This window comes from Bacillus sp. FSL R9-9492, assembly GCF_038007365.1.
Lineage (GTDB): Bacteria > Bacillota > Bacilli > Bacillales > Bacillaceae_G > Bacillus_A > Bacillus_A mycoides.
This window is the reverse complement of the sequence record NZ_JBBOXC010000001.1, coordinates 2226485-2250218: the sequence shown is the minus strand read 5'-3', so window position 1 is coordinate 2250218 and position 23734 is coordinate 2226485. Positions and strand designations below refer to the sequence as shown.

The 23734-nt window shown below is 34.1% G+C and carries 23 protein-coding genes, 4 pseudogenes and 1 other annotated feature; of the genes and pseudogenes, 3 read left to right on the top strand and 24 right to left on the bottom strand.

Annotated elements, in window-relative coordinates; genetic code table 11:
• Window positions 1–96: 96 nt before the first annotated feature.
• Complete coding sequence (locus tag MKY70_RS11370; protein WP_063219622.1) at window positions 97–1296, bottom strand: ABC transporter permease; 1200 nt, start codon at window positions 1294–1296, stop codon at window positions 97–99.
• Window positions 1289–1999 (bottom strand): ABC transporter ATP-binding protein, encoded by a 711-nt coding sequence (locus MKY70_RS11365; protein WP_088032815.1) that lies wholly within the window; start codon window positions 1997–1999, stop codon window positions 1289–1291. The genes MKY70_RS11370 and MKY70_RS11365 overlap by 8 nt, the downstream gene beginning before the upstream one ends.
• A 171-nt stretch (window positions 2000–2170) precedes the next feature.
• Here MKY70_RS11365 and MKY70_RS11360 point away from each other — a divergent pair, with 171 nt between their 5' ends.
• On the top strand, window positions 2171–2698 hold the full coding sequence (locus tag MKY70_RS11360) for an HAD-IIIA family hydrolase (protein WP_088032813.1): 528 nt from the start codon (window positions 2171–2173) through the stop codon (window positions 2696–2698).
• 55 nt (window positions 2699–2753) lie between these two features.
• Here the strand turns inward: MKY70_RS11360 and MKY70_RS11355 are convergent, their stop codons facing one another.
• The 6 genes from MKY70_RS11355 to MKY70_RS11330 all read right to left on the bottom strand — a co-directional run bounded on the left by MKY70_RS11355 (window position 2754) and on the right by MKY70_RS11330 (window position 8415).
• Window positions 2754–3194, bottom strand: a complete 441-nt coding sequence (locus MKY70_RS11355; RefSeq protein ID WP_002085894.1) for a GNAT family N-acetyltransferase — start codon at window positions 3192–3194, stop codon at window positions 2754–2756.
• On the bottom strand, window positions 3191–3664 hold the full coding sequence (locus tag MKY70_RS11350; RefSeq protein ID WP_002085895.1) for an SAM-dependent methyltransferase: 474 nt from the start codon (window positions 3662–3664) through the stop codon (window positions 3191–3193). The genes MKY70_RS11355 and MKY70_RS11350 overlap by 4 nt, the downstream gene beginning before the upstream one ends.
• A gap of 88 nt (window positions 3665–3752) precedes the next feature.
• Window positions 3753–4451 (bottom strand): aspartate/glutamate racemase family protein, encoded by a 699-nt coding sequence (locus MKY70_RS11345; protein WP_002012596.1) that lies wholly within the window; start codon window positions 4449–4451, stop codon window positions 3753–3755.
• Between the two features lie 147 nt (window positions 4452–4598).
• A complete protein-coding gene (locus MKY70_RS11340; RefSeq protein WP_002141613.1) occupies window positions 4599–5801 on the bottom strand; it encodes an iron-containing alcohol dehydrogenase in 1203 nt (400 codons plus the stop codon).
• Between the two features lie 304 nt (window positions 5802–6105).
• Window positions 6106–7545: a GntP family permease gene (locus MKY70_RS11335; protein WP_002085897.1), complete on the bottom strand. Its 1440-nt coding sequence runs from the start codon at window positions 7543–7545 to the stop codon at window positions 6106–6108.
• A 204-nt stretch (window positions 7546–7749) separates the two neighbouring features.
• Entirely contained in the window at window positions 7750–8415 is a 666-nt protein-coding gene (locus MKY70_RS11330; protein WP_088032809.1) for an HAD family hydrolase, read from the bottom strand.
• Window positions 8416–8606: 191 nt separating this feature from the next.
• Here MKY70_RS11330 and MKY70_RS11325 point away from each other — a divergent pair, with 191 nt between their 5' ends.
• Window positions 8607–9404, top strand: coding sequence for a lipid II flippase family protein (locus tag MKY70_RS11325; RefSeq protein WP_033733932.1), 798 nt, complete (start codon window positions 8607–8609; stop codon window positions 9402–9404).
• A gap of 24 nt (window positions 9405–9428) precedes the next feature.
• Window positions 9429–10004, top strand: coding sequence for a nucleotidyltransferase family protein (locus tag MKY70_RS11320; RefSeq protein ID WP_002141609.1), 576 nt, complete (start codon window positions 9429–9431; stop codon window positions 10002–10004).
• Window positions 10005–10043: 39 nt separating this feature from the next.
• Here the strand turns inward: MKY70_RS11320 and MKY70_RS11315 are convergent, their stop codons facing one another.
• From MKY70_RS11315 to MKY70_RS11240, 16 genes and pseudogenes are all read right to left on the bottom strand, one after another.
• Window positions 10044–10958, bottom strand: coding sequence for an alpha/beta fold hydrolase (locus MKY70_RS11315; protein ID WP_341024273.1), 915 nt, complete (start codon window positions 10956–10958; stop codon window positions 10044–10046).
• A gap of 36 nt (window positions 10959–10994) precedes the next feature.
• The gene (locus tag MKY70_RS11310) at window positions 10995–12335 is read right to left on the bottom strand and encodes a sodium-dependent transporter (protein WP_341024270.1); all 1341 of its coding nucleotides are present in this window, start codon (window positions 12333–12335) and stop codon (window positions 10995–10997) included.
• 117 nt (window positions 12336–12452) lie between these two features.
• Window positions 12453–12701, bottom strand: a binding site (T-box leader).
• A 388-nt stretch (window positions 12702–13089) separates the two neighbouring features.
• Window positions 13090–13389, bottom strand: a pseudogene (locus tag MKY70_RS11305) (WXG100 family type VII secretion target); the annotation flags it as partial.
• Window positions 13390–13965: 576 nt separating this feature from the next.
• Window positions 13966–14415 (bottom strand): SMI1/KNR4 family protein, encoded by a 450-nt coding sequence (locus tag MKY70_RS11300; RefSeq protein WP_341024266.1) that lies wholly within the window; start codon window positions 14413–14415, stop codon window positions 13966–13968.
• Between the two features lie 15 nt (window positions 14416–14430).
• The gene (locus MKY70_RS11295; RefSeq protein ID WP_341024264.1) at window positions 14431–14724 is read right to left on the bottom strand and encodes an HNH/ENDO VII family nuclease; all 294 of its coding nucleotides are present in this window, start codon (window positions 14722–14724) and stop codon (window positions 14431–14433) included.
• A gap of 168 nt (window positions 14725–14892) precedes the next feature.
• Window positions 14893–15075: pseudogene (locus MKY70_RS11290) on the bottom strand (IS110 family transposase); the annotation flags it as partial.
• A gap of 552 nt (window positions 15076–15627) precedes the next feature.
• Window positions 15628–16095: a DUF2004 domain-containing protein gene (locus tag MKY70_RS11285; protein ID WP_193653015.1), complete on the bottom strand. Its 468-nt coding sequence runs from the start codon at window positions 16093–16095 to the stop codon at window positions 15628–15630.
• Window positions 16096–16109: 14 nt separating this feature from the next.
• Window positions 16110–16724, bottom strand: a complete 615-nt coding sequence (locus tag MKY70_RS11280) for an HNH endonuclease (protein ID WP_341026380.1) — start codon at window positions 16722–16724, stop codon at window positions 16110–16112.
• Window positions 16725–17592: 868 nt separating this feature from the next.
• Window positions 17593–18030 carry an SMI1/KNR4 family protein gene (locus MKY70_RS11275; RefSeq protein WP_341024260.1) on the bottom strand — a complete coding sequence of 146 codons (438 nt, stop codon included), beginning with the start codon at window positions 18028–18030 and terminating at the stop codon, window positions 17593–17595.
• A gap of 5 nt (window positions 18031–18035) precedes the next feature.
• A pseudogene (locus MKY70_RS11270) lies at window positions 18036–18470 on the bottom strand (WXG100 family type VII secretion target); the annotation flags it as partial.
• A 53-nt stretch (window positions 18471–18523) separates the two neighbouring features.
• Complete coding sequence (locus MKY70_RS11265; RefSeq protein WP_341024257.1) at window positions 18524–19759, bottom strand: IS110 family transposase; 1236 nt, start codon at window positions 19757–19759, stop codon at window positions 18524–18526.
• Window positions 19760–19915: 156 nt separating this feature from the next.
• Window positions 19916–20701: pseudogene (locus MKY70_RS11260) on the bottom strand (recombinase family protein).
• Between the two features lie 202 nt (window positions 20702–20903).
• Window positions 20904–21110, bottom strand: a complete 207-nt coding sequence (locus MKY70_RS11255; protein WP_341026378.1) for a hypothetical protein — start codon at window positions 21108–21110, stop codon at window positions 20904–20906.
• Window positions 21111–21399: 289 nt separating this feature from the next.
• Window positions 21400–21729: a hypothetical protein gene (locus MKY70_RS11250; RefSeq protein WP_002171737.1), complete on the bottom strand. Its 330-nt coding sequence runs from the start codon at window positions 21727–21729 to the stop codon at window positions 21400–21402.
• 14 nt (window positions 21730–21743) lie between these two features.
• A complete protein-coding gene (locus MKY70_RS11245; protein ID WP_341024252.1) occupies window positions 21744–23189 on the bottom strand; it encodes a WXG100 family type VII secretion target in 1446 nt (481 codons plus the stop codon).
• A 56-nt stretch (window positions 23190–23245) separates the two neighbouring features.
• Window positions 23246–23683 carry an SseB family protein gene (locus MKY70_RS11240; protein WP_012260838.1) on the bottom strand — a complete coding sequence of 146 codons (438 nt, stop codon included), beginning with the start codon at window positions 23681–23683 and terminating at the stop codon, window positions 23246–23248.
• Window positions 23684–23734: the final 51 nt, after the last annotated feature.

Here is a 23734-nt window from a genome sequence, read left to right as displayed (position 1 = left end):
AGATGTCGTGTACTCAGCCGCAAGCATACTCCTTTTAGTATATTTTATTTACCAGTGTGTTACAGACTAGAAAAAGAGCCGCTTCCGGCTCTTTTTCTATGGTAAAAATACAATCCAACCAATGAATACTATAAAAATAACTCCAATAATTACTGCTGGTAATAAATAAAACTGAGAAAGGATGACCGTCCCGTATATGAATACGACTGGAAGTAGCAAATAACGATCCGCCTTCCACCTTAATAATAGTAATTCTCCTTCATCACAATATAAATGTAGAAACATTTTCTTCGTAAATTCATTCCAATAATCACGCGCATAGCGAGAAATAGCAACTATAGCAAATACAAGAATAATAGCTGTTATCCACTGCGGAGTCACGATAATACCTACAGTACTTATACATACAATTTGAACATAAAACATTAAAGCACTACTTGTACGCAAAAATTCTTTTAAAAAAGCTTCTACAATACGCGAATCAGAATTTTTTCCTAATATCTTTTTAGACCGAGGGAACATCCACGGTTTTTTATTCGAACTACTTGGCTTAGCTGCATGACCACCAACTTGCATAATCCCTACAGTCCAGCGCATACTTTCTTCTTTTTCTTTCTCAACTTCTTTAAAAAAGAACTTTTTATAATTCATCTTTTCTTTTACTAAGACTACAGTAAGTACAGCTACTAGGCCGGTAAATAATATGAAATACAATGGATTTTTAAAAATAAAAAATACACTGATTCCAAAATAGACTAAACTTAAAGAAAATATAACATCTTTTATAATCAATAAAACCCATCGTTTCCCCACACGTACATTTATGAATCTCGTCAACAACGATAGCATAAATCGAAAAACAGTAAAGAACATCCAGAACAGTACGATTTGTATAATTGTCGCTCCCATACTTTTCATCAATATAGGCAGCATAATGAACACTACAATTGCGTTCGTTATTGCAATCCGAATTAACGTATATATAATGCCAAGCTTCATTAATTTTCGCATATGATTTGGGTATGAAATTAAAAATAAACTATCTGCTTGTTCAAAAAATGAGCGAACTCCTCTTGAAAATGTGACAAAATAAAACGCAAGTAAACCTAACCCAAAATAAATGGTCTCTTCCATCGATAATTCTTTCATCCATAGTGAACGATAATAGATCCCCGCAAATATAAGTGCTGGAATAATAATATATAATGCTACTGTCCAATCTGTTACAGAACGAATCGCTTTCCATTTTCTTTGCAATTCATGACGTAACCTTTTATTAAACTGTTGTTTAATCATTTTGTTCCCGCCTTACAATTGCATCGAAACAATCTAACAGTGTACTTCCTGGCATTTCTGCTAACGATTGGATCGCCTCTAAATGCCCATCTGCTACTAATGTACCTTGCGAAATGAGTAAAAATCTTTCACAAATTCTTTCAGCTGTATCCAGCACGTGCGTACAAAGTAATATACCTGCTCCTCGCTCTTTTTCTTTATATAAATAATTCAAAAAGTCTTTCGTGGCTACTGGATCTAAACCGATAAAAGGCTCATCAATAATATAAAAATCTGGCTCTGTTAAAAATGCTAATATTAGCATCGATTTTTGTTTCATACCTTTTGAAAATTTTGATATGTATTCGTGTATATGTTTTTCCATTCGAAACGTATGTAATAATTCCCTTGCTTTGTCCTCCCAATGTCCCTCTTCATTTCCACGGGCAGCCATTAACAATTCAATATGCTCCCATAAAGTTAAATAATCATAATAAGTGGGATGCTCCGGTACATATGCATATGGATTTTTCTTTTCACCAAACGAGATTTCACCATCCATATTGACAAGCAAACCGAGTATCGACTTAATTGTCGTACTCTTTCCTGCGCCATTTGCACCAATAAGAGCCACTAACTCGCCTTTTTCAATTGCAAATGCAATATCATGAACTGTCTTTTCACCAATTTCATATCCGGCTGAGCGGATATTCACCTCTAACATAATACTTACCTTCTTTCCATTTACATTACAATCAAGGAAAATGATAACATATCCCTCTTAATATAGTATTATATCACTTCTGATATATTTATTTCTGTAGCAGGAAAAAGCATATTTCAAGAGAATACTTAATGTTTGTAGATTTTAATTTAAATTGAAAGGACTATAACTATGACAAACATTGAAGCAATATTCATTGATCGTGACGGAACAATTGGCGGTGATACTACAATACATTATCCAGGTTCTTTCACATTATTTCCTTTTACAAAGGAATCTTTACAAAAGTTAAAAGCCCAAAATATTAAACTATTCTCTTTTACGAATCAACCAGGTATCGCGGATGGAAAAGCAACTGCGAATGATTTTACGAAAGAATTAAAAGAGTTTGGTTTTGATGATATTTATCTATGTCCTCATAAACATGGTGATGGATGTGAATGCCGCAAACCGAGCGCAGGTATGCTCCTGCAAGCAGTGGAAAAACATGGGCTTGATTTAACAAAATGCGCTGTAATCGGTGATCGCTGGACGGATATTGTTGCTGGGGCAAAAGTAAATGCAACGACTATATTGGTTCAAACTGGCGCTGGATATGATGCTTTACATACATTCCGAGATAAATGGGCACATATTGAACCAAACTACATCGCAGAAAACTTTGAAGATGCTACAAATTGGATTTTAAATCATCAATAAAAAAATTAAATGAGACGTCTTCACATTGAAAACGTCTCATTTAACTATATATATTTCAAAAAGTTAATTCATAATGGAAATAACGATTATCTCTCAAGTATCCATTTTCAGCGTATAATCGCTGAGCTGATAAATTATCAATCTCTGTTTGTAATTTCACACCTTTTGCGCCATTTTCTAAGGCAAATTCTTTTGCAGCTTCTAACAATTTTTTACCTGTTCCGGCTCCGCGCTTCGCCTTTTGTACAAACAGATCATTTAAAATCCATAACTCTTTCATCGAAATAGAAGAAAATGATGGATATAGTTGCGTGAATCCGATATATTCTCCATCTTCAACTGCCACGAAAATAATGGATTCTTTTCTCTCGATTCGATTTCGTAAAAACACTTTTGCTCCTTCAATATCGGAATCTTGTCGATAAAATACGCGATAGTTATTAAAAACAGATGCTAGTCCATCTAAATCTGCAATTGTTGCCTCATATATTCTCATTTTGTTTTATTCCCCTTCCAATATTGTTTCATAATATCCGTTACCCATTTAGGCTGTAGAATTTCTTCTTTCGGCATAAACTCTTTCATTATCGGCTTTATATCCAATATAGGGGTGCCATCAATAGCATCTAACCCCTCAACAATAATTGATTTACCTTCTCTTTTGATCACCTTTACAATTGTAGCTCCTATGCGATTCGGACGATTTTTCCCGCGCTGTGCAAAAATGCCTACTTTAGGATAATCATTATTATTTCTAGGATGTCTAGCAAAATATTGAATTTGTTCATCAGTTACTTTATGAAAATAAAAGACAACTTCAATATGAGAAAAATCTTCAATCCCTTGTATACTTTCCTCTGTATACATATCAGTTAAAGTAATATAGGATCTTACTTCTCCCCACTCATCATCTTTTATTTCCTTTCTTTCATTATGTACAAATGCGATTGGCTGAACTGAAAACATCCGCATTCCTCCTTAAATGTAACCACTTACATTATAAAATATTTTCTGAATGTTTTCCAGACAAATGAGTTGAGTTTACATAATATAATTACAATCTATTATCTAAAGCGAAATTGACTGCTTCAATCGCATGTATATGCGTTGTATCAAATATCGGAACTGATATGTCTTCCTGCTTTATTAATAACCCTATTTCTGTACACCCTAATATTATTCCTTGCGCCCCTTTTTGCACTAACTCTTCTATAACTCTTTTATAATACTCTCTAGATTGAGATGTTATCTTTCCTAAACATAATTCTTTGTATATTACTTCATTTATTTTTTCTCTATCTTTTCCTAATGGTACTATTACTTTTATATCATTCTCTTCTATACGTGATTTATAGAAATCTTGCTCCATCGTATATTTCGTTCCAAGCAGACCAACCGATTGAATACCTTTTCTATTTATTTCTTTTGCAGTTGCATCCGCAATATGTAATACTGGAATGTTAATATTCTCCTTTATTTTCTCAACTACTTTATGCATTGTATTTGTGCAAATGATTATAAAGTCTGCTCCTCCTTTCTGCAATGAATACGCCGTATTCCCTAATACTTCTCCTGCTCCCTCCCAATCTCCGCTAGACTGGAATCGTTCAATCTCTTCAAAATTCACACTATTAATCAGACATTTTGCTGAATGTAATCCACCTAATCTACTTTTTATTTCTTCATTTAAAATTCGATAGTATTCAGAAGTTGATTCCCAACTCATACCACCTATAAGACCTATCGTTTTCATAGTAAAACACCTACCTAAACTATTTTTATAAAACCAATAACAATATTTTATTATGTATATTATACACAATAAAACAAGACTTTAAATTTATAATATAAAGTCTTGTTTTAACTATTTCCAAGGAAATTTTATTATAATATTCTGAAATTAAAGCCCTGATGTTTTTATAGCATCTTCATATTGATAATTAAAACACTCTCGATACAACTGTTTGATTTCATCATAAGAAGGAACTCGTGGATTATTTCCTGGGCTACCACTTGCAATTGCATCTTTCGCCATTTTAGAAATAGCATTTTCAAATTCAACTTCGTCAATTCCGTATTCTCTTAAATTAGGAATACGAAGATCAAAACAAAGTTTCTTAATTTCAGCAATCGTGTAGTTCGCTACTTCTTCATCAGAATGAGAATACAAATCTTTGTTTAAGCTACGTCCTACTTCTGCTAACCTTTTTATTGCACTCATTTTTGTAAACTCTAAAACTGTAGGTAATAGTATTGCATTCGATATTCCATGTGGTACATGGAATAATGCTCCCACTGGACGGGACATACCATGCACTAATGTAACAGATGCATTTGAAAAAGCAATCCCAGCTTGTAATGAAGCAATCATCATTGCTTCCCTTGCTTCCATATTATCTCCATCTTCATATGCGATACGTAAATATTTCATAATGCTTTCAATAGCTGAAAGAGCAAGAACATCTGTAAGAGGTTGTGAAACTTTAGAAATATAAGCTTCAATTGCATGGCATAATGCATCTACTCCCGTTGCTGCAGTAATATGAGGTGGTACCGAACTTGTAAAAATCGGGTCTATTATAGCAACATGAGGGATAAAGCTTGGATGTTTTATCATCATTTTCACATCTGTTTTTTTATTTGTAATTACTGCTACACTTGTTACTTCCGATCCAGTACCAGAAGTCGTAGGGATTGCGATTAGCGGTAGTGGATTGTATTCTATTTCTATATCCTTTTGGACGTAATCTTCAATTTCTCCACCATTTGTATATAACACTGCTACTGCTTTCGCAGCATCAATACAGCTTCCTCCTCCAATACCTATGATAAAATCGCATTTTCCTTCTTTACAAATAGATAACGCTTCCAATACGTGTAAATTTGTAGGCTCAGTGTTTACTTCATTGTACGTAATAACAGTAATCCCTTTCGCATTTAAGTGATCCACACATCTTTCAACATAACCGAAACTCTCCATAATTGTATCACTGACAATAAAAGCCCTTTTCCCTAACTTTCTTGATTGATCCCCTAGTTTTTCAAACGAATTTCTTCCATATAATACAGACTTCGGCATACGAAACTCAGCAACTTCTTGCAAGTACTCCACCCCTTCTATCTATAATAAATATTTGCAACTACTCAGCCATGCATTTCATTCAGAAGTTTGATAAAGTCTATTATTCCAGTTAAAATAAGCCCCCTTATTAACTATACTTTGTTTTAAAACTTTGTGCGTGGCAGGAAAGGCCCTGACCGCTCCTATAAATAGCCAGGTCCTCTCTCGACCAACTTAAAAAACTTTTCTGCCGATTTTTCATAGAGTGACTGAGTAGTTACAATAAATATTTTATTATGTAAAATATCAATCTAATAAATATTTTCTTTTCGTATATTAACTAGTATTAATAGATCCCTGTTAAAGTATAGAATGCGATGACTGCAAATACAGCAATCGTTTTCAAAATTGTAATAGCAAATATATCTTTATATGACTGTTTATGTGTTAATCCTGTTACCGTTAGAATAGTAATAATTGCACCATTATGTGGTAATGTATCCATTCCACCTGATGCCATTGATACAATGCGGTGCATAACTTCTAATGGAATATCATATTGATTGGCCGCTGCAATAAATTTATCCCCCATCGCACTTAAAACAATCCCCATTCCTCCTGATGCTGATCCAGTAATACCAGCCAAAATATTCGTTGTTACTGCCCCATTTACTAATGGATTCGTAAAAGTTGCAGAGATGCTATCTCTCATAATTGCAAAGCCTGGAAGTGCTGCAATAACACCACCAAATCCAAACTCCGCGCCTGTATTCATTGTTGCAAGTAGCGCTCCACCAATACTTGTATTCAATCCAGCTTGAAATCCAGTTACTACTCGTTTCCAATATAATAAAAGCGTTGATAAAATCCCTATAATAAGTGCCAATTCTACAGACCAAATCCCAACTACCGCACTTAATTCAACTTTTCCAAATGCTTTCATACCAATAGCTGAGAAATCAAAACCATCTGGATACCACTTTGGTATCATGATTGTGAAAACTTTATTCATTACACCTACTAAAATAAGTGGTACAAACGCAATTACTTGCTGTACTCTTGTAATTTCAATACTGCTTAATATCGGCATATCTTTTTGTTCTAATTGCAAAGATGCTGCCATTTCAGAATTCCCATCGTTAAAACCAAAATACCCTTCTCCTGCTGCTTTTGCCTTCTTACGCTTACTCTCTAAATAAAGTAAACCTAACGTTAAAACAAAAATTGCTCCTAAAATACCAAGTATCGGTGCTGCATAAATATCAGTTTTAAAAAAAGTTGTAGGTATTACATTTTGAATTTGTGGTGATCCAGGAAGCGCATCCATTGTAAATGTCGCTGCTCCAAGAACGATTGTGCCAGGGATTAAACGTTTTGGAATATCCGCTTGTCGAAACAACTTAGCCGCAAACGGAAATATAGCGAACACTACTACATATACGCTAACACCGCTATACGTTAAAATAGCTCCCATTAGAACGATCGCTAAAATTGTACGTTTTTCTCCAACTAACTCTACAATCGTCTTTGCGATAGAATCAGCGATCCCTGACATTTCTACTACTTTCCCAAATATCGCTCCAAGTAAAAACACAGGGAAATATAATTTAATAAATCCTACCATTTTCTCCATGAAAATATTTGAAAAGAAAGGTAATACAAAACTAGGCTCTGTCAAAAATACCGCAAATAATGCAAAAATCGGTGCGAATAATATTACAGAAAATCCTTTATATGCTACAAACATGAGTAAGCTAAGTGCTAATAATATAATAACTAGCTCCAATTATACCCCTCCTTTAGACTGAAAATTCAATCTTTTATTGATAAACTTCTACTAATCTTTCGTTTCTGACATCCCTCCTCTAATTCATACAAATTTTTCATACTAAAATGTCTAATTATACATATTCGATTACATATGAAAAATCCCTTTAAACAAAAACGATTTCATCGTCATATGTTATAAAGGGATTTCTATGTTCTATTTCTATAATTTTATCGTACTATTCTCTATACAAAAGCTTTGTAACTCTTCGACATCTTTCACTATATGAATCGCCCTAGCATCACTTAATTCATTCTCATTACCATATCCATACAATACACCTATTGAAGCAATTCCGTTACTGCTCGCACCGATTACGTCATGCTTTCTATCACCAATCATCACCATTTCTTCTTTTTGAAGTTCTTCATTTGTTTGTAAAATATGAGCAATTATTTCTTCCTTCTTTATTCTTGTCCCATCTAAATTACTCCCAACAATCTCTTCAAAAAAAGATGTTAACTGAAAGTGCTCTATTACTTGTTTCGCAAATATAGTAGGCTTTGAAGTTGCTACAAACAAACGATTGCCAGCATCCTTTAATTCTTGCAATAGGGCTCCAATTCCATCGTATACTTTATTCTCTAATAAACCACTTTGCTTTAAATATTCCCGAAAATAAAACACTGCTCGTTCTACTTCTATTTCATTCATATTATATCTATCTACAAAAGATTGTTGGATTGGTGGACCGATAAATGAATCTAACTCACTTATATTCACTTCTTCAATCCCCATTTTTTCTAACGCGTATAGAACAGAATTTATTATCCCTTCTTTCGGATCAGTTAATGTTCCATCCAAATCAAATAGAAATGTTGTATACATATTTCATTCCCCCACTGATTTTATATGTACCCCATTAAGGCCATTATCCTACTTACACCTTTACTATACTATCACCATTTAACTTTTCGGAAAATTGTTCTTTCTAACCCTTATACTTTCAGTTACAAAATCACAAAAGATATGATAAAGTGAAAAAGTTATAATTAATTTAATAGAAACTGGTGAAACACATGTCAATTACGTTAATTTTTATAATGGCTTTCACAATTGTTATCCATGCAGTTGAAACTAGCTCTTATAGTATTCGATTAGCTGGTGTTCGTTTAAAAAAGATTGTCGTTGCCTTATCTGTCGTGGGAATGGTATTACTTATTTCAAGAACGTCAAATTTACTACAAGCCTTTTTAATTGGCGGGATTGTCGATGAAGCAAAGCGAGATGCTTCTATTAATTTAGAGCATACTATACGACTTGTACTATTATCTGCTTCCATCGGTACATTACTTGCGATTATTCTGTATCCAACTTTGACCAAACTATTTGGATATGTCATTCAAAACTTTGAAACAGATGGTTCTTTCATTCGAATGATGAAAACAAATAACATTCAAAAATTAAAGTACACAAAAAAATATGTGCGCTTTCCAAGATTTGAAATGATTCATAGATTGCGTATCGGTGGTATCCCAAAGCGTATTATGCTTATTAACATGTTTGCTACTGCAATTTATACAGCAGGTGTTCTTTCTGCCCTTTATGCTTCTTTTCTAAATCCAGATTACGCAACAAATGCAAGTACAGCTTCTGGCCTTGTGAATGGTTTTGCTACAATTTTATTAACAGTGTTACTCGATCCACGTATAGCACTTTTGACAGAACGTGCTTTACAATCAGAAAATGGCGCTGAATCTATGAGTAAAATGTATGGTTGGCTAATGATTTCTAGACTTCTCGGCACCTTATTAGCACAACTTTTATTTGTACCAGGTGCTCACTGGATTTTATGGATTATTGAGCTGATGCATTAATCTACTAGGAAGGTGTATTTATCGATGAATATAAAAACAGAGCAAGATTTAATTCACTTAATAGAAAACGACGAATGGATGATGAATGTATTACAATTGGCAAAATCACTAGAGCTACCTGATTGGTGGATTTGCGCTGGGTTTGTCCGTTCTAAAATTTGGGATACTTTACATAACTACGAAGTAAGAACGGCTACGCCAGATGTCGATGTCATTTATTATGATCCATTACATAAAGATGAGGTGTACGAACAATCATTAGAACAGAAACTAATGAATATGGATGCTACTATCCCTTGGTCAGTAAAAAATCAAACTCGCATGCATGTAGTGAATGGAATGCCGCCATACTCTTCTTCTGTTGATGCTATTTCTAAATTTCCTGAAACAGCAACCGCTCTTGGTGTTTCTTTGGACGAACAAAACAAAGTCATATTAACATCCCCATGCGGAATAGAAGATGTACTTTCATTACAAGTGAAACCTACACCTCATTTTCTTGAAACGAAAGAACGAATACATATGTACAACAAAAGAGTTAATCAAAAGAAATGGCAAAGCAAGTGGCCTAATATTACAATTACTTATCCAGAAATTTAAAATAGAGCGCTTCGCATTATACGAAGCGCTCTTTCTTTTTTAGTTCAAAAAATGAATGACTGTTTCAGCAAATCGATCAGCTTCCTCATAATGTGGTGTATGGCCACTTTCTTCGAATATGATATACTTTCCATTTAGAGCATCTCGATTGAATATTTCAATTTGCTTTTCACACGTTACTACATCATGTTTTCCTACAATTAATAACATTGGATTTTGTATATCTTTTATTTTAGATAATAATGACGTATGACATGCTCCCTGTGATTTTAATCTATCAAAATGAATTTTGGAGCGATTTGAAAATACTTCCCACTCTTCATCACTATATAAACTATCGTCTGTCTCATCTTTTTTATAATTGTAAATCTCCATTCTTTTTTCTTCTAATTCAGCGCTTAATCTTATATAAGCCTCTAATAACTCTTCTGGATTAGCATTACTTTCTGAAAAATCTAGGCATTCTTTCGCCTCTTTTTCTTTTCCATACTTCTTCAATAGCTGTGCTGTCTTTTGCAATAAAGCCTTACTTGTTAATGCAAAATCAAAAGTCGGACCTTCAAATATTATCTTCTCTATTGAATTTGGATATATCGACGCATATAACAATGCTAAATAGCCACCGAAAGTGTGCCCGATTACCGACCATTTCTCAATTTGTAATAGTTTTCTTATCGCCTCACAGTCTTCAACTAAATCATTTAATCCAAAAGGTTCTTCCTCAGTAATTACTTCCGAACGACAAACTCCTCTTTGATCTATCATAATTACATATAAGGAATCTTTTAATCGTTCCGCTTGATGAAATGAAAAATCATAACAGCTCTCTCCTGGACCGCCGTGCAAGTATAATACAGGCTTACTTTTAGGGTTTCCATGTGCTTCAACATATAACTTCTTCCCTCTAATGTCCATATGTTTCTTTTCTTCAATCAAGTTCGTTTTTATGATCATCACCTCTTTTTTTACTGAATATTATAACATTTATCTTTATATAATCCCTATTACATTTAAAAAGACGATGATTATTGCAAGTGGTGCTACAAACCGAAGTAAAAATGCCCAGATAGTAAATACTTTCTTTCCGTAATTTCCACCTACAAAAAATTCAGCTTCTAACACTTTCTTTTCCATCTTGAATGATACGAAAATACTAATGAATAGCGCTCCAAGCGGCATTAATATATTACTAGATAAGAAGTCTACTGCATCAAAAATATTCTTCCCAAAAATCGTAATATCACTCCATACTCCAAATGATAAGGCAGATGGTATACCTACTAGGAAGATGCAGAAACCGATGATCCATGAAAGTTTAGCTCTTCTTTCTTGTTCACCATTTGCTAATGCTGAAACGACCGTCTCTAGTAGAGAAAATGCCGATGTTAATGTCGCAAATGTAAATAGCGCAAGAAATACCGTTAAGAAAACTCCACCGAATGGAATTTGACTAAATACTGATGGTAATACGATAAATAGTAATCCAGGTCCTTCAGTTGGCTCCATTCCTAATGAAAATACTGCTGGGAAAATAGCAAGACCTGCGAATAAAGAAACGAATAAATTCAATCCGACAATCGTAACTGCTGATTTTGGTAAACTTTCTTTTTTATTTAAATACGAACTATACGTAACCATAATTGAAATTCCGATACTAATCGCAAAGAATGATTGCCCCATTGCGAACAAAATACTTTCTGAAGTAATCTTCGAGAAATCTGGTTGTAAGAAAAACTTCACACCTTCCATCGCATTATCCAGTGTTAATGAACGAATAATAAGAGCGACAAATAAAACGAACAATGCTGGTAGCATATATTTACTTGCTTTTTCAATTCCATTTTGTACACCTTTTGATACAACCCATATCGTAATGAACATAAAAGCGAAATGTCCAGTAATAGCCCAAGCGGGATTTCCAATTGTTTCAGTAAATAACGAACCGTAATTTTGTCCCGGAGTAATAAGTTGTCCAGTTACTCCTCTGAATAAATAAATTAATACCCATCCACCTACAACACTATAAAACGAAAGTAATATAAAACAAGTTCCAACGCCAAGACGTCCAATCCAGTGCCATCCTGTATTTGGTGCGATACTTTTAAATGCTCCGACTGCTTGTTTCTGTGTACTGCGTCCAATCATAAATTCAGCTATAAGTAGAGGTAGTCCAATTAATACAGTAAATAATATAAAGATTAAAAAGAATGCTCCTCCTCCGCTCTTCCCAGCGATATAAGGAAATTTCCATATTGCGCCAAGTCCAATTGCTGATCCTGCTGCTGCCATTATAAAACCTAATTTCGAAGTCCATTGCTCCGTCTGTTTCATCTTATTTTCCTCCTAATTAAATCCTTTTATATAAATAAACAAATTTTATATACCTATCCGAATAAACCCTCCATTTCTTTTTCTATAAAATAAAAAATGGCCCAGCATCTCTTTATATAAAGAGACGCTAAGCCATTCACTTAACGCGGTACCACCCTTATTGATTCCATTATGAATCCACCTTAGTAGTAATCGTTTGATTACAAACCTAATATCGAAGGTTAACCGTTAAGATTTACTAAGAATGTGATTCCGTTCCACCTTACTGCTCCTAGGCGAGTTCAGGATGTCATTTGACTATGTCGCACCAACCCATAGCTCTCTGTACAAATACATGACCTTACTACTCCTATTCAATGCATTTTAATATTTAGAATATATTTTCTTTTGAAATTAATATGAAGTATATCGGTTATATTTATAACTGTCAAGGGCTATGTTAATTTTTTGTCGAAAAGGATTTTCATAAACCTATATAGAAAATATTTACAAATAAAATATAAGGAGAAAAATATGTTATGTCACTTCTATCTTCACGGCCTGCTGCCACTTGCATTCCTTTGTTTCGTTTTCCTTTTTGAAGTATTAATTCTCCTGCCTCAACATCTACTATTCTACCAAGCTCATCTGTTGTATATTTATAACCATCCTCGGTAATATAACGCACGTTTGGTGCCAGTTCTTTTCTTCCATTTTTCCCTTTAATAATGTGCTTCCCAAGGTCCCCCTCTTGTATTTCCGTTATCTTAGGAGGATTACCCGTACCCTTAACACCCTTACTTGTCATATACTGATAAGCATCTTTCAGAGAATGCTGTCCCATCTCTCGGACCATTCCTACTCCAGGCATGACGTAGGCTTTTCCCACACCTGGAATCCATTTGTACTCCAGTAATGTTTTTACTGCGTGCTGGATTTGTTGATTTCCTTGTAGGAAGGTTGTTTTTACGGTTGTGGCACCTTTGTTCCATAAACTCCCGATTTTGTCGGCAAATCCTTTTGCTGTGGAGGCTACAAAGTTTACACCCTCTTTTACTTTGTGGGTGGCTGTTTTTTAGTCCCTATTTTTTACTTTTTATGATCTCAATCTAACAAAATATTTACTTTTTCTTTATTATATCTCATTTCTATACTGAGACGAAAAAAGCACTTGTTGCCTTTTAGTGGGCAAGCAAGTGCTTTAAGTTCATTTGTTTTTAAGTAACATAAATTTGTAAGTTTTGTAGCACAAGTATGACACCTTTTACATGTCGCGACAGGTGTTACGTTAAAACTTATGAGTTCGTTAGTTTAATATACATTCCAGTTTATATTCATCACCCATTAAAATGTTATCTCGCCTAAGCTCGTACTTCGTATTCTATCATTGCACACAGTACCCCCATGATGGTACAACCATCATGGGGTACTTACTTTCAAATAACATATATTTTTTCTATCCACATCAAAAACAAATTCGTTTTCCTTCTCTTTTCTTGTCTATCCATATATAAAACTTTAACTATTCTTATATATAAAGTGGAGAAAATACTAATAATACTTATAACTTCTATTCATCATAAACAATTAATCTTCTTATAATAAAAATGACCTTATTCAGCTTTAAGCTAAACAAGGTCATTTATCTATATTAAAACTCTTCTTCCCATGCTTCTTTTGCATCCAATAACCTTTGTGATAAAAACTCATAAAAATTCTTTGCTGTATTGTAGTCATCAAGTCCACCTTGTCTATCCCATGCTATTACTGGGCACTCATTGTTTTCCATATTACTAGTGTCTAGACAATAAGCATATTCCCCAATATCTTCAATAACTACTAAATTCTCATTCATTCCTAAATCCCTATAACTCTCTGTTTCAATAACAACAGAAGCTATATTAGACTTAGCAACCCCTAAAATATCAACACCAAATAACCCACCAGAGCCATAATTAGTTAAAAACCACTTATAACTTTCGGGCAATTTTAACTGTAGGGTATCTTGAACATAATCAACTTGTTTTTTATCAACTCCACCAGTAAAGTCATCTGATTCCATATTTATCTTAATAAAATTGGTTAATTCCTCTTTATTCATTCAAAATTCCTCCTTTTATAATTCAGCTTTATCTATTTGTTTAGCTCTCCATCTCCAAAATTTCAACCTGAAATTTTCATATTGCTTTTTTAGCACAGGGTCGTTTCTAAAGCTTCCACCATTCTCCACTAAGCCATGCAATATTTTATAATATTCCTTATGCATACTACCAGGGAGCTCTACCATTGATCCGGGCTCTCTTTGAATTAAATGATGAAGTTCTATAGCAGTTCCATCTTGCCAAATTGGTGCTCTTCCTTTTTTCATCAATTGGAGATTTGTCATACCAGCGTTAGGGTCAATTCTCATATAATCAATATCTAACCTTTGAAAAACCCGCCTGCTAATATCCCTTACTTCTCCATTAACTTTAGTTGTTCCAGTATATTCTACATCCTTATAGTTTTTATATTCTTTACCCGTACCCTATGTTGTAATCTTAAACTCTCACAATAAAAAAACAAACCATATAAAACCTTACCAAACTACTTCCTTCTCTTGTACTACCGGCAATTCATATGCTGTTTTATATTTCATCATTCCATATACAAGGTTTACAAGCCTTCTCATAATACATAACAATGCTTGTCCCTTTGTTTTTCCTTCTTTTAGTTTCTTTTGACAGTATGCATGAAATACTGGATTCCGTGGCGTCTTACTTCCTTCTCTTCCATATCAAACTCCCTCTCGTTACAACAATTAAAGTCCCTGTAACGTTTACCCGTTTTTTGCGGATAACGTGTGCATAACGTCCATCCGTTAAAACGTACTTTACGATGACTTCAAAACATAACACAACCCTTTATTTTGCCCTCTACTATCGTCATACACTGTTCACAGCCATTACAATCTATAAAAATTAACACTTAGCGCACTTATAAAATTATAGTGCCCTTTTAATTTTTCACGTTAAAACACAAAAAAGCACTTGTTGCCTATCGTAGACAATCAAGTGCTTTAAGTTCATATGTTTTAAGTAGCATAAATTTGTAAGTTTTATAGTAACAATATGACACCTTTTGTACATCCTGACAAATATTATGTTAAAACTTACGAGTTCGTTAGTTTAATGCCCATTCCATGTGTTTATATTCATCGCCCAATAAAATGTCATCTCGCCTAAGCTCGTACTTCGTTTTTCTATCCTAGAATTGCACACATGACTCCATGGTGGTACAACCATCATGAGTCTTAACTCTTTAACAACCTATTTTAAATTGCAACGTCTTGATAACCTACTTCAGTTACTTTTTCATTTAACAAACGAATCCCTAGCCCATTTTCTGTATCCCATGTACAATTAAATGTAATTCCAATATCCCGACCGTCAAAAATACCTGCATAGGGAACAACAATCCCATCTAAACTTATCATTTCTAATATTTCATTAGCTGTTTCAACTAATGGATAGCTTTCATTTACTTCAATATCATAACCTAGTTCCTTAAGCTCTTGTTTGTAATAGTCTAATATTGATTGCAAAAAGCTTTGTTGTAATTGTTCCCAATTTTGCATAAGTGCAGTATATGCTACATATTGTTTTTCATCAAACTTACCATCCTCATCACCTTTTACTATTAGCGCTATCTCGACTTCATGTCCAAAAAAGTTAATGCTAGTATCCTTAGACCACACAAAATCATATTCAAGCTCACCAAAAATCGCATCATTTATTTTCATCTTACTACTCCTTTTTATTTATTAGCAAATCCTCCCGGCTCAAATGCACCTGCGTTTATCTCACCTACTCCACCAAGATGCCCAAATCTTTTATTTATCTCTGTCGGTACAAGTTGAATTATTTTCACATCATTTACTTCATGCCATGTTAATTGATTTTTTGTTCGATATTTGTCTATGTCTTTCGCGGTAATCCCACCAGGTTCCATTCCAAATTGGCGAGCTAGTTCAACTGAGTCATTTAGCTTATCTGCTAACTTTTGATCTGCTTGAGCAAAATTGTATGTCCTAGCTTTTGTACCATAATTCCCTTTTCCTCCAAGCATATAGTCAATTTCAATTTGAGCCTTTGATACTGGCGAAAAATCAGGAACTCCATTTTTATATTGAATACCTTTAACGCCAGCTTCATCTAATATACGTTTCAATTTAGGGTCTGGTGGTGGTTTAAGCGTACTTAAAGATTCTCCTCTGATTCCTTCAAATTCAACCTTTGAGTTAACTGGTGAAGGTGTCTGATTATACCTTGCTTCATAAGAACTAGCAAAATCAGTTTGTCTAAAAGCAGGTGGAACTTCAGCCTCTCTATTACCCGTACCCTTAACACCCTTCTCCCCAACACTTTTCATATACTGATAAGCATCTTTCAGAGAATGCTGTCCCGTTTCTCGGACCATTCCTACTCCAGGCATGACGTAGGCTTTTCCCACACCTGGGATCCACTTGTACTCCAATAATGTTTTTACTGCGTGCTGAATCTTCTCATTTCCCTGCAAGAAAGTTGTTTTTACGGTTGTGGCACCTTTGTTCCATAAGCTTCCGATTTTGTCGGCAAAGCCTTTTGCTGTGGAGGCTACAAGGTTTACACTCTCTTTTACTTTGTGGGTGGCTGTTTTTATGCCATCCACAGCTGCTTTTTAGTGGATACTTTTTATTTTCTCAATCTAACAAAATATTAACTTTTTTATTATATCTTATTTCTATACTGAGACGAAAAAAGCACTTGTTGCCTTTCATAGACAATCAAGTGCTTTAAGTTCATATGTTTTTAAGTAGCATGTATTTGTAAGTTTTGTAGTAACAGTATGACACCTTTTGTATATCACGACAACTACTACGTTAAAACTTACGAGTTTGTTAGTTTTATGTCTATTTCATGTGTTTATATTAATGACTCAGTAAAATGTCATCTCGCCTAAGCTCGTACTTCGTTTTCTGTTCTATCATTGCACATAACACTCTATGATGGTACAACTATCATGGGGTATATGCTTTTTAACAGCCTATTCTTTTTCTGTCCACTTCAAAAATAAGTGCTTTTTCGTTTGCTTGTCTTATGTGCCAGTGTATATTTAACTTTAATAACATCACGAACTTTGTCATTCTCGTGTGTAAAGTATACATTGAGTAGTAAGGTGACTATAATACTTATAAAGTGACTATAACCAATCTCGTTTGTTTACTTATTACTGAAGACTTTTAATCTATACTAGAATATTAATCAACCATATCCACAAAATATTCAGCATCCTGATTAATTTTTCGTATAAATTCCTCCAATGAATCAGCTATTTGGGTCTCAAAAAAATATACAGGAGTTTGTTGAGGAGTATTCAAATCAAGTGTTAAATATACACCCTCGTTTACTTCATAAAAAACCAATTTATCTTCTTCCTCGTATATTCCCTCTAAATCTGGATCAAACTCGTAAATACCTTCTCTCAATGTAATATCTGCTATAGTATCTGGATCCATTATTCTATTTATTGCATCCACATTATTTCCTTTTATAAAACCATAGCCAACTTCTAAGTAAAAATTTCTAAGTTCATTAGGAAATGCAAATCCAAGTCTCTCTTCTGCCACTATAAGTTCATTTTCTTGTAATTTTAAAAACTTATGATGACTATTTTTTATAAAATCAAATGTAGCCATTAAAACTACCTCCTTGGAAATAATTTATTTGATGGTGACCCTTTACCATGAATTCCTGCCTGATGTTCATCAGGAAATTTAGCTGGATGTATATTCCACCATTCATGAGGCCCACCAAAATTATTCTCTATAATATGATGCGCATCATAGGGTTGCCCAATATCCCTTGCTACTCTACCTTTTTTATCATAAACTTCCTCAGTATATCTTGGCCATGTTTGCCCTGTTTTTTCTTCCCATTCACTTATCAATTTGTTTTTCACACTGTTAAATTTATTTCTGTGTTTTAACGTTTCCAATGGCGTCATTTTTTCATACTTATGTTCCCTTAGAGCAGCCTTTAATTTTTCTATTTGGTTTTTATGAAGCTTCAATCCTGTTTTTGACTCTACATCTCTAATATAAACTTTAGCTAAATCGTAATCAATTTTAACTGTACCCTATGTTGTAATCTTAAACCCTCACAATAAAAAAGCAAACCATGTAAACCTTATTAAACTACTTCTTTTTCTTCTACTACCGGCAACTCATAAGCTGTTTTATATTTCATCATGCCATATATAATATTTACAAGCCTTCTCATAATACATACCAATGCTTGTCCCTTTGTTTTTCCTTCTTTTAGTTTCTTTTGATAGTATGCATGAAATACTGGATTCCGTGGCGTCTTACTTCCTTTCGCTACTTGCACTTGCTGTACTGCTAAATTATAAAATAAAGCGTGTAGCGCCCTGTTTCCTTGTTTGCTTTTATATGTCTTACCTTTCCCACCAGAACCAAAGTAAACAGGCGCAATCCCCGCAAATCTTGCTAATTTGTTGGCATTTGGAAATCGTCTTACATCTCCAATTTCTGCAATTAATGCTGATGCCGTCACAAGTTCTATTCCCGGCATCGTCTCTAATTGATAATCTAGTAGATTTACTAGCTGTTTTAATTCTCTTTCGATGTATTTCATTTCCTTCTTTTTAAACTCAATCTCCCGTACAATACTTCTTACTAAAAAGTTTCGCATTTCTTGATACTCTTTCATTGTTTGTCCATCTTCTTTCACAAGCCTTAATATTTCACTTGCTTTCTTTACTGAACATGTATTGTTGCTAACATCTAATAAAAAAGTTGTTAATCGCTTTATATTCGTCCCCTCTAAACAAGAGGGTGACGGATATTGCTCCCAAAATGCTAATGCTGTTTTTCCATCTAACTCTGAGAAAAACTTTTTATAGCTTGGATAATGATGGTTTAATTGAATATGTAATTGGTTCTTTAATGCACTTTGTGCTTTTACTAATGCATTCCTTCTTGAAACCAGTTGTTGTATTGACCATAATAAATCGTTTGGCTTTGCATCTGGTAATTGATTAAATTTGTTTATCAATATGCGTGCCACACATTCCGCATCCCAACTATCATTTTTTTGTATCATCACTTGGCTTTTTCGTTCTAAAAATGATAAAGCTGGATTTACTTCTTTTACTACCTGTTCGTGATCTACTAAATATTTCGCTAACGCTCTTCCATAACCACCAACATCTTCTAAACCAAATACAACAGTTATCCCATCACACACATATGTCTCTACTTCTAATAAGAACTTCGAAAATGCAGATGGTTTATTCTCAAATTGTATTTCTCCTAGTTTCTCTTGCCAACAATTAATAATAACAGCCGTATGCTGTTCTTTATGTAAATCTACTCCTACATACAAATAGTTCTGCCTATGATGCATAACTCATCCCTCTATTCAATGATTTAGTCATATATAAAAATGTCGGCAACCTTAGTTCGAGCGTTCATCTTCCGATGCGCATAGGTACGCAAGCCTATCCATTTTTCATCTCTTTAGTAGTATGTATAGTAAAATGAGCTAATTTTTTAAGTGAGTTTATAAAATAATTGCTGCATGTTGTCCTTTTGTTTGTATTTTCCCGTATTTATACATGCCACGATAAAAATTTTCTCTATCTAACATGCGTTTCACTTGTACTTTCGCAAATTGTTTACCTTTCGCTGTGCAGTAGCCTTCTACATTCAATTGTTCTGCCAATTGGGTAAGTGACCAATGTTTAAAAATGTGTCTTAACTCAAATAGTCTACGTACAACTACTGCTTTCCCAGCATCTACTTCTAACACCTTTTGTCCTTTTTTGGCCTTGTAGCCAAAAAGTACGCCACCACCTGCATATCCACCTCATTCAGCCTTCTTCTTTCTACCTCTACTTAACTTCAACGCAATTTCAAGTCGTTGATATTGGTCTAATAGTTCTAACATGCCATTCACCAAAAAGTCATTTGGATCATGTGTGTAAATACTATAGCTTGATTGTTCAATTGCCTTCACATCTACTTCATGTTTCTTTAGTTCTCGTTGTATTAATACTTTCGCCATATCAGAGCGCCACAATCGTGATGTATTCAACACAACAACATAGCTTACTTGTTTATACGCCATATCCGACAATAGCTCTTGTAGTCCATCACGTTCAACTGTTAATCCCTCTTCATCAACAGTCGCTCCGCTTAATCCTCTATCTTCATACACACGAAGTAGTTCTAAATTATTTTCGTTACAGTAACGTTCAATCTCTTCTACTTGATACGCTAAACTATACCCATCACGTACTTGTCCTTCCGTTGAAACTCGTATGTAACCAACTACTTTCTTTCCCATCATAAATTCCCTCCCGTTACAGTAATTTGAGTCCCTGTAACGTTTACCCGTTTTTTGCGGATAACGTGTTCATAACGTAAATCCGTTAAAATGTACTTTACGATGACTTCAAAACATAATACAACCCTTTATTTTTTCCTCTACTATCGTCATACACTGTACAAGGCCATTACAATCTATAAAAATTTAATACTTCGTGCACTTATAAAATTATAATGTGTCTACCTATTTCTATCCTAAAACGTAAAAAAGCACTTGTTGCCTTTAGTGGACAATCAAGTGCTTTAAGTTCATATGTTTTTAAGTAGCATAAATTTGTAAGTTTTGTAGTAACAGTATGACACCTTTTGTACATCATGACAAATACTATGTTAAAACTTACGAGTTTGTACGAGTTCGTTAGTTTAATATACATTCCATGTGTTTATATTTATCGCCCGGTAAAATGTCATCTCGCCTAAGCTCGTACTTTGTTTTCTATTCTATCATTGCACATTGTACTCCATGATGGTACAACCATCATGGAGTATGCACTTTTAAACCACTTATTCTTTTTCTTTCCACTACAAATATACTTTATCTTTATTCATCTACATATACGTTTATGCGTGTTTATCTTCCACACCATAATTGCTATTATTTTCTTCACTATTCAATACATAAAGTTGATAATGTATATTTCAATACCCTAATCTCTCTTAATCATCACCTAAAATTCTATCATCTAGCTTTTCTCTGTCTTCAGCAATTTGTTCATATGAACTAATAAGGTTACTTATATAATCAATTTGAACCTCTCGATTATCTTGAAACAAATGTACAGTAGCCCCCTTACTTATTAAAGCCTCCATTGTTTTTTTGAAGTCTTTTAATTCATCTGTATCAAAATAATCACATTCTAGTACCACATTATTATCTTCTATATTTCTTTTAATATCTTGAATACTTGCTCCATTATTCTGTCTGATAATCGATACATACTTTAATTTATTTGAATCATCATCAATTTTCAGTCTCATCTTCACCATAAATTCTTACCTCCTTAAAAGTCTTTAATTGGTATTATAGGCTCACCTGGAATACTATTCCTCCACTTTCTTCCATGCCATCCGTAAAAATGCTCACGAAAAGTTGCTGGATAGATTATTTCTCCCTTATCAGCGAGATGCGGATATTTTGCAGCACTATAACTATGATGCCCTGCAATTGATTTACCATCAAATTTAGGAGTTTTACCAGCAAGAATATCTTTTAACTGTTCTTGAGACCACTCTCGAGTAAGCGGTTCATTATTTAATATTCTTTGTTGTTCTTGGTACCAAAATTCTTTAACTCCTTTATCCCGTCTTTTAGCAAATTTCTTATTCCAGATGTAGTCTGCATACTCTTGTTTTGTAATAGTTCTATTATCAATCTTATCTCTTAATGCTTTCATTTTCTTAGAACTCATTTGCTTTGTCGTAGTTGGATGCTGATTTAAATCTAATCCTTTTGTTCTCTCTGCTATAATATCTCTTGCTTCTTTTACATGAGGAACATCAGAGATTTTCTTACTACCTTCACCCGTACCCTTAACACCCCTATTTGCCATATACTGATAAGCATCTTTCAGAGAATGCTGTCCCATCTCTCGGACCATTCCTACTCCAGGCATGACGTAGGCTTTTCCCACACCCGGAATCCATTTGTACTCCAGTAATGTTTTTACTGCGTGCTGGATTTGTTGATTTCCTTGTAGGAAGGTTGTTTTTACGGTTGTAGCACCTTTGTTCCATAAGCTTCCGATTTTGTCGGCAAAGCCTTTTGCTGTGGAGGCTACGAAGTTTACACCCTCTTTTACTTTGTGGGTGGCTGTTTTTATGCCATCGACAGCTGCTTTTCCAGCTTTTCCGGCCACCATCGTTATGCCTTCGCCTAGTCCTTTTCCTGCTTTTACAATTGTCTTCCCGAAGCTAGAAGCGACATACTTTATTCCTTTTCCAGCAAGACTCGCGACTTTTCCAACAGGAACAAAGTTTAGGAGTGTCCATCCTGCAGCGATGAGTCTTTCTTTTGTTGATAATTCTTTTCCTGTAATTGGGTCTTTACCGGTAACTGCACGAATTGCATCATTCACTCCGATGAATTCAGCTGCTCCTTCTATTCCTTTTTCCCACCACGATTTTTCATGTTTCTTTTCTTTTTTATGGGTTTCTTTCAATTTTTCAGTTTGTTTCTTTTGATATTCTTCATCTGCTTGACGAAACTTTTGAGCGATACGCCGTAATTCTTTTTCTGTAACCTGTAAGTTACGTATGTAAGATTCCATGAGTCTCATTGATCTCATATATTCCCCATAAAAATGCTGACTCGTCGCTCCTTGCCATTGCATTTGAATACTAAACATGGATTGATTGAGATTTTGTTGTATATTCTGGCTGTGTGTTTGCATCTCTGATATATTTTTGGCAATTTGTTCGAGTTGTTCAGGTTTGACTTTAATCTCCAAACCTTCTCCCACCTTCCTCTATTTTATACCAAAAAGAAATAGAACTGCATCAATTTTTACTTATTCTCTTTAGAGAAAACATCAAAAATACTGTTATCACAAATCGCTTCAATTTCTTCCTTTACAAATAATTTTTGAAATTTTGTTCCTGGGTTCAATATGACATTTGCCTCTAAATCTATCGTTTTCAATAATTCAACTGCATTCATAGAGACATACGGACATTCTTCTGGAATAACCATTTCTAGATGCTTTAAATCAGAATACAGTGGTAACATTAATCCTTCTTCCATTTCAAAATAATGAATTTGTAATTGTGTATTATTAGTAGAAATCAAATTTCCTTCTTCATCTACACTTGTATCCCCTTTGACAGAAGCAACAACGAATAAATTTGATTTCTGTAATATCTCATAAAAATAGCCTCTTTTTTCTTCGTTTTGTAACGCTTCCACTAACGCCTCATCTAATGGACTAATTTCTAGTAAACTCATTAACTTTCACTCCTTATTTGGAATAAATTTCGCCATCTTACCTAGGGTAAG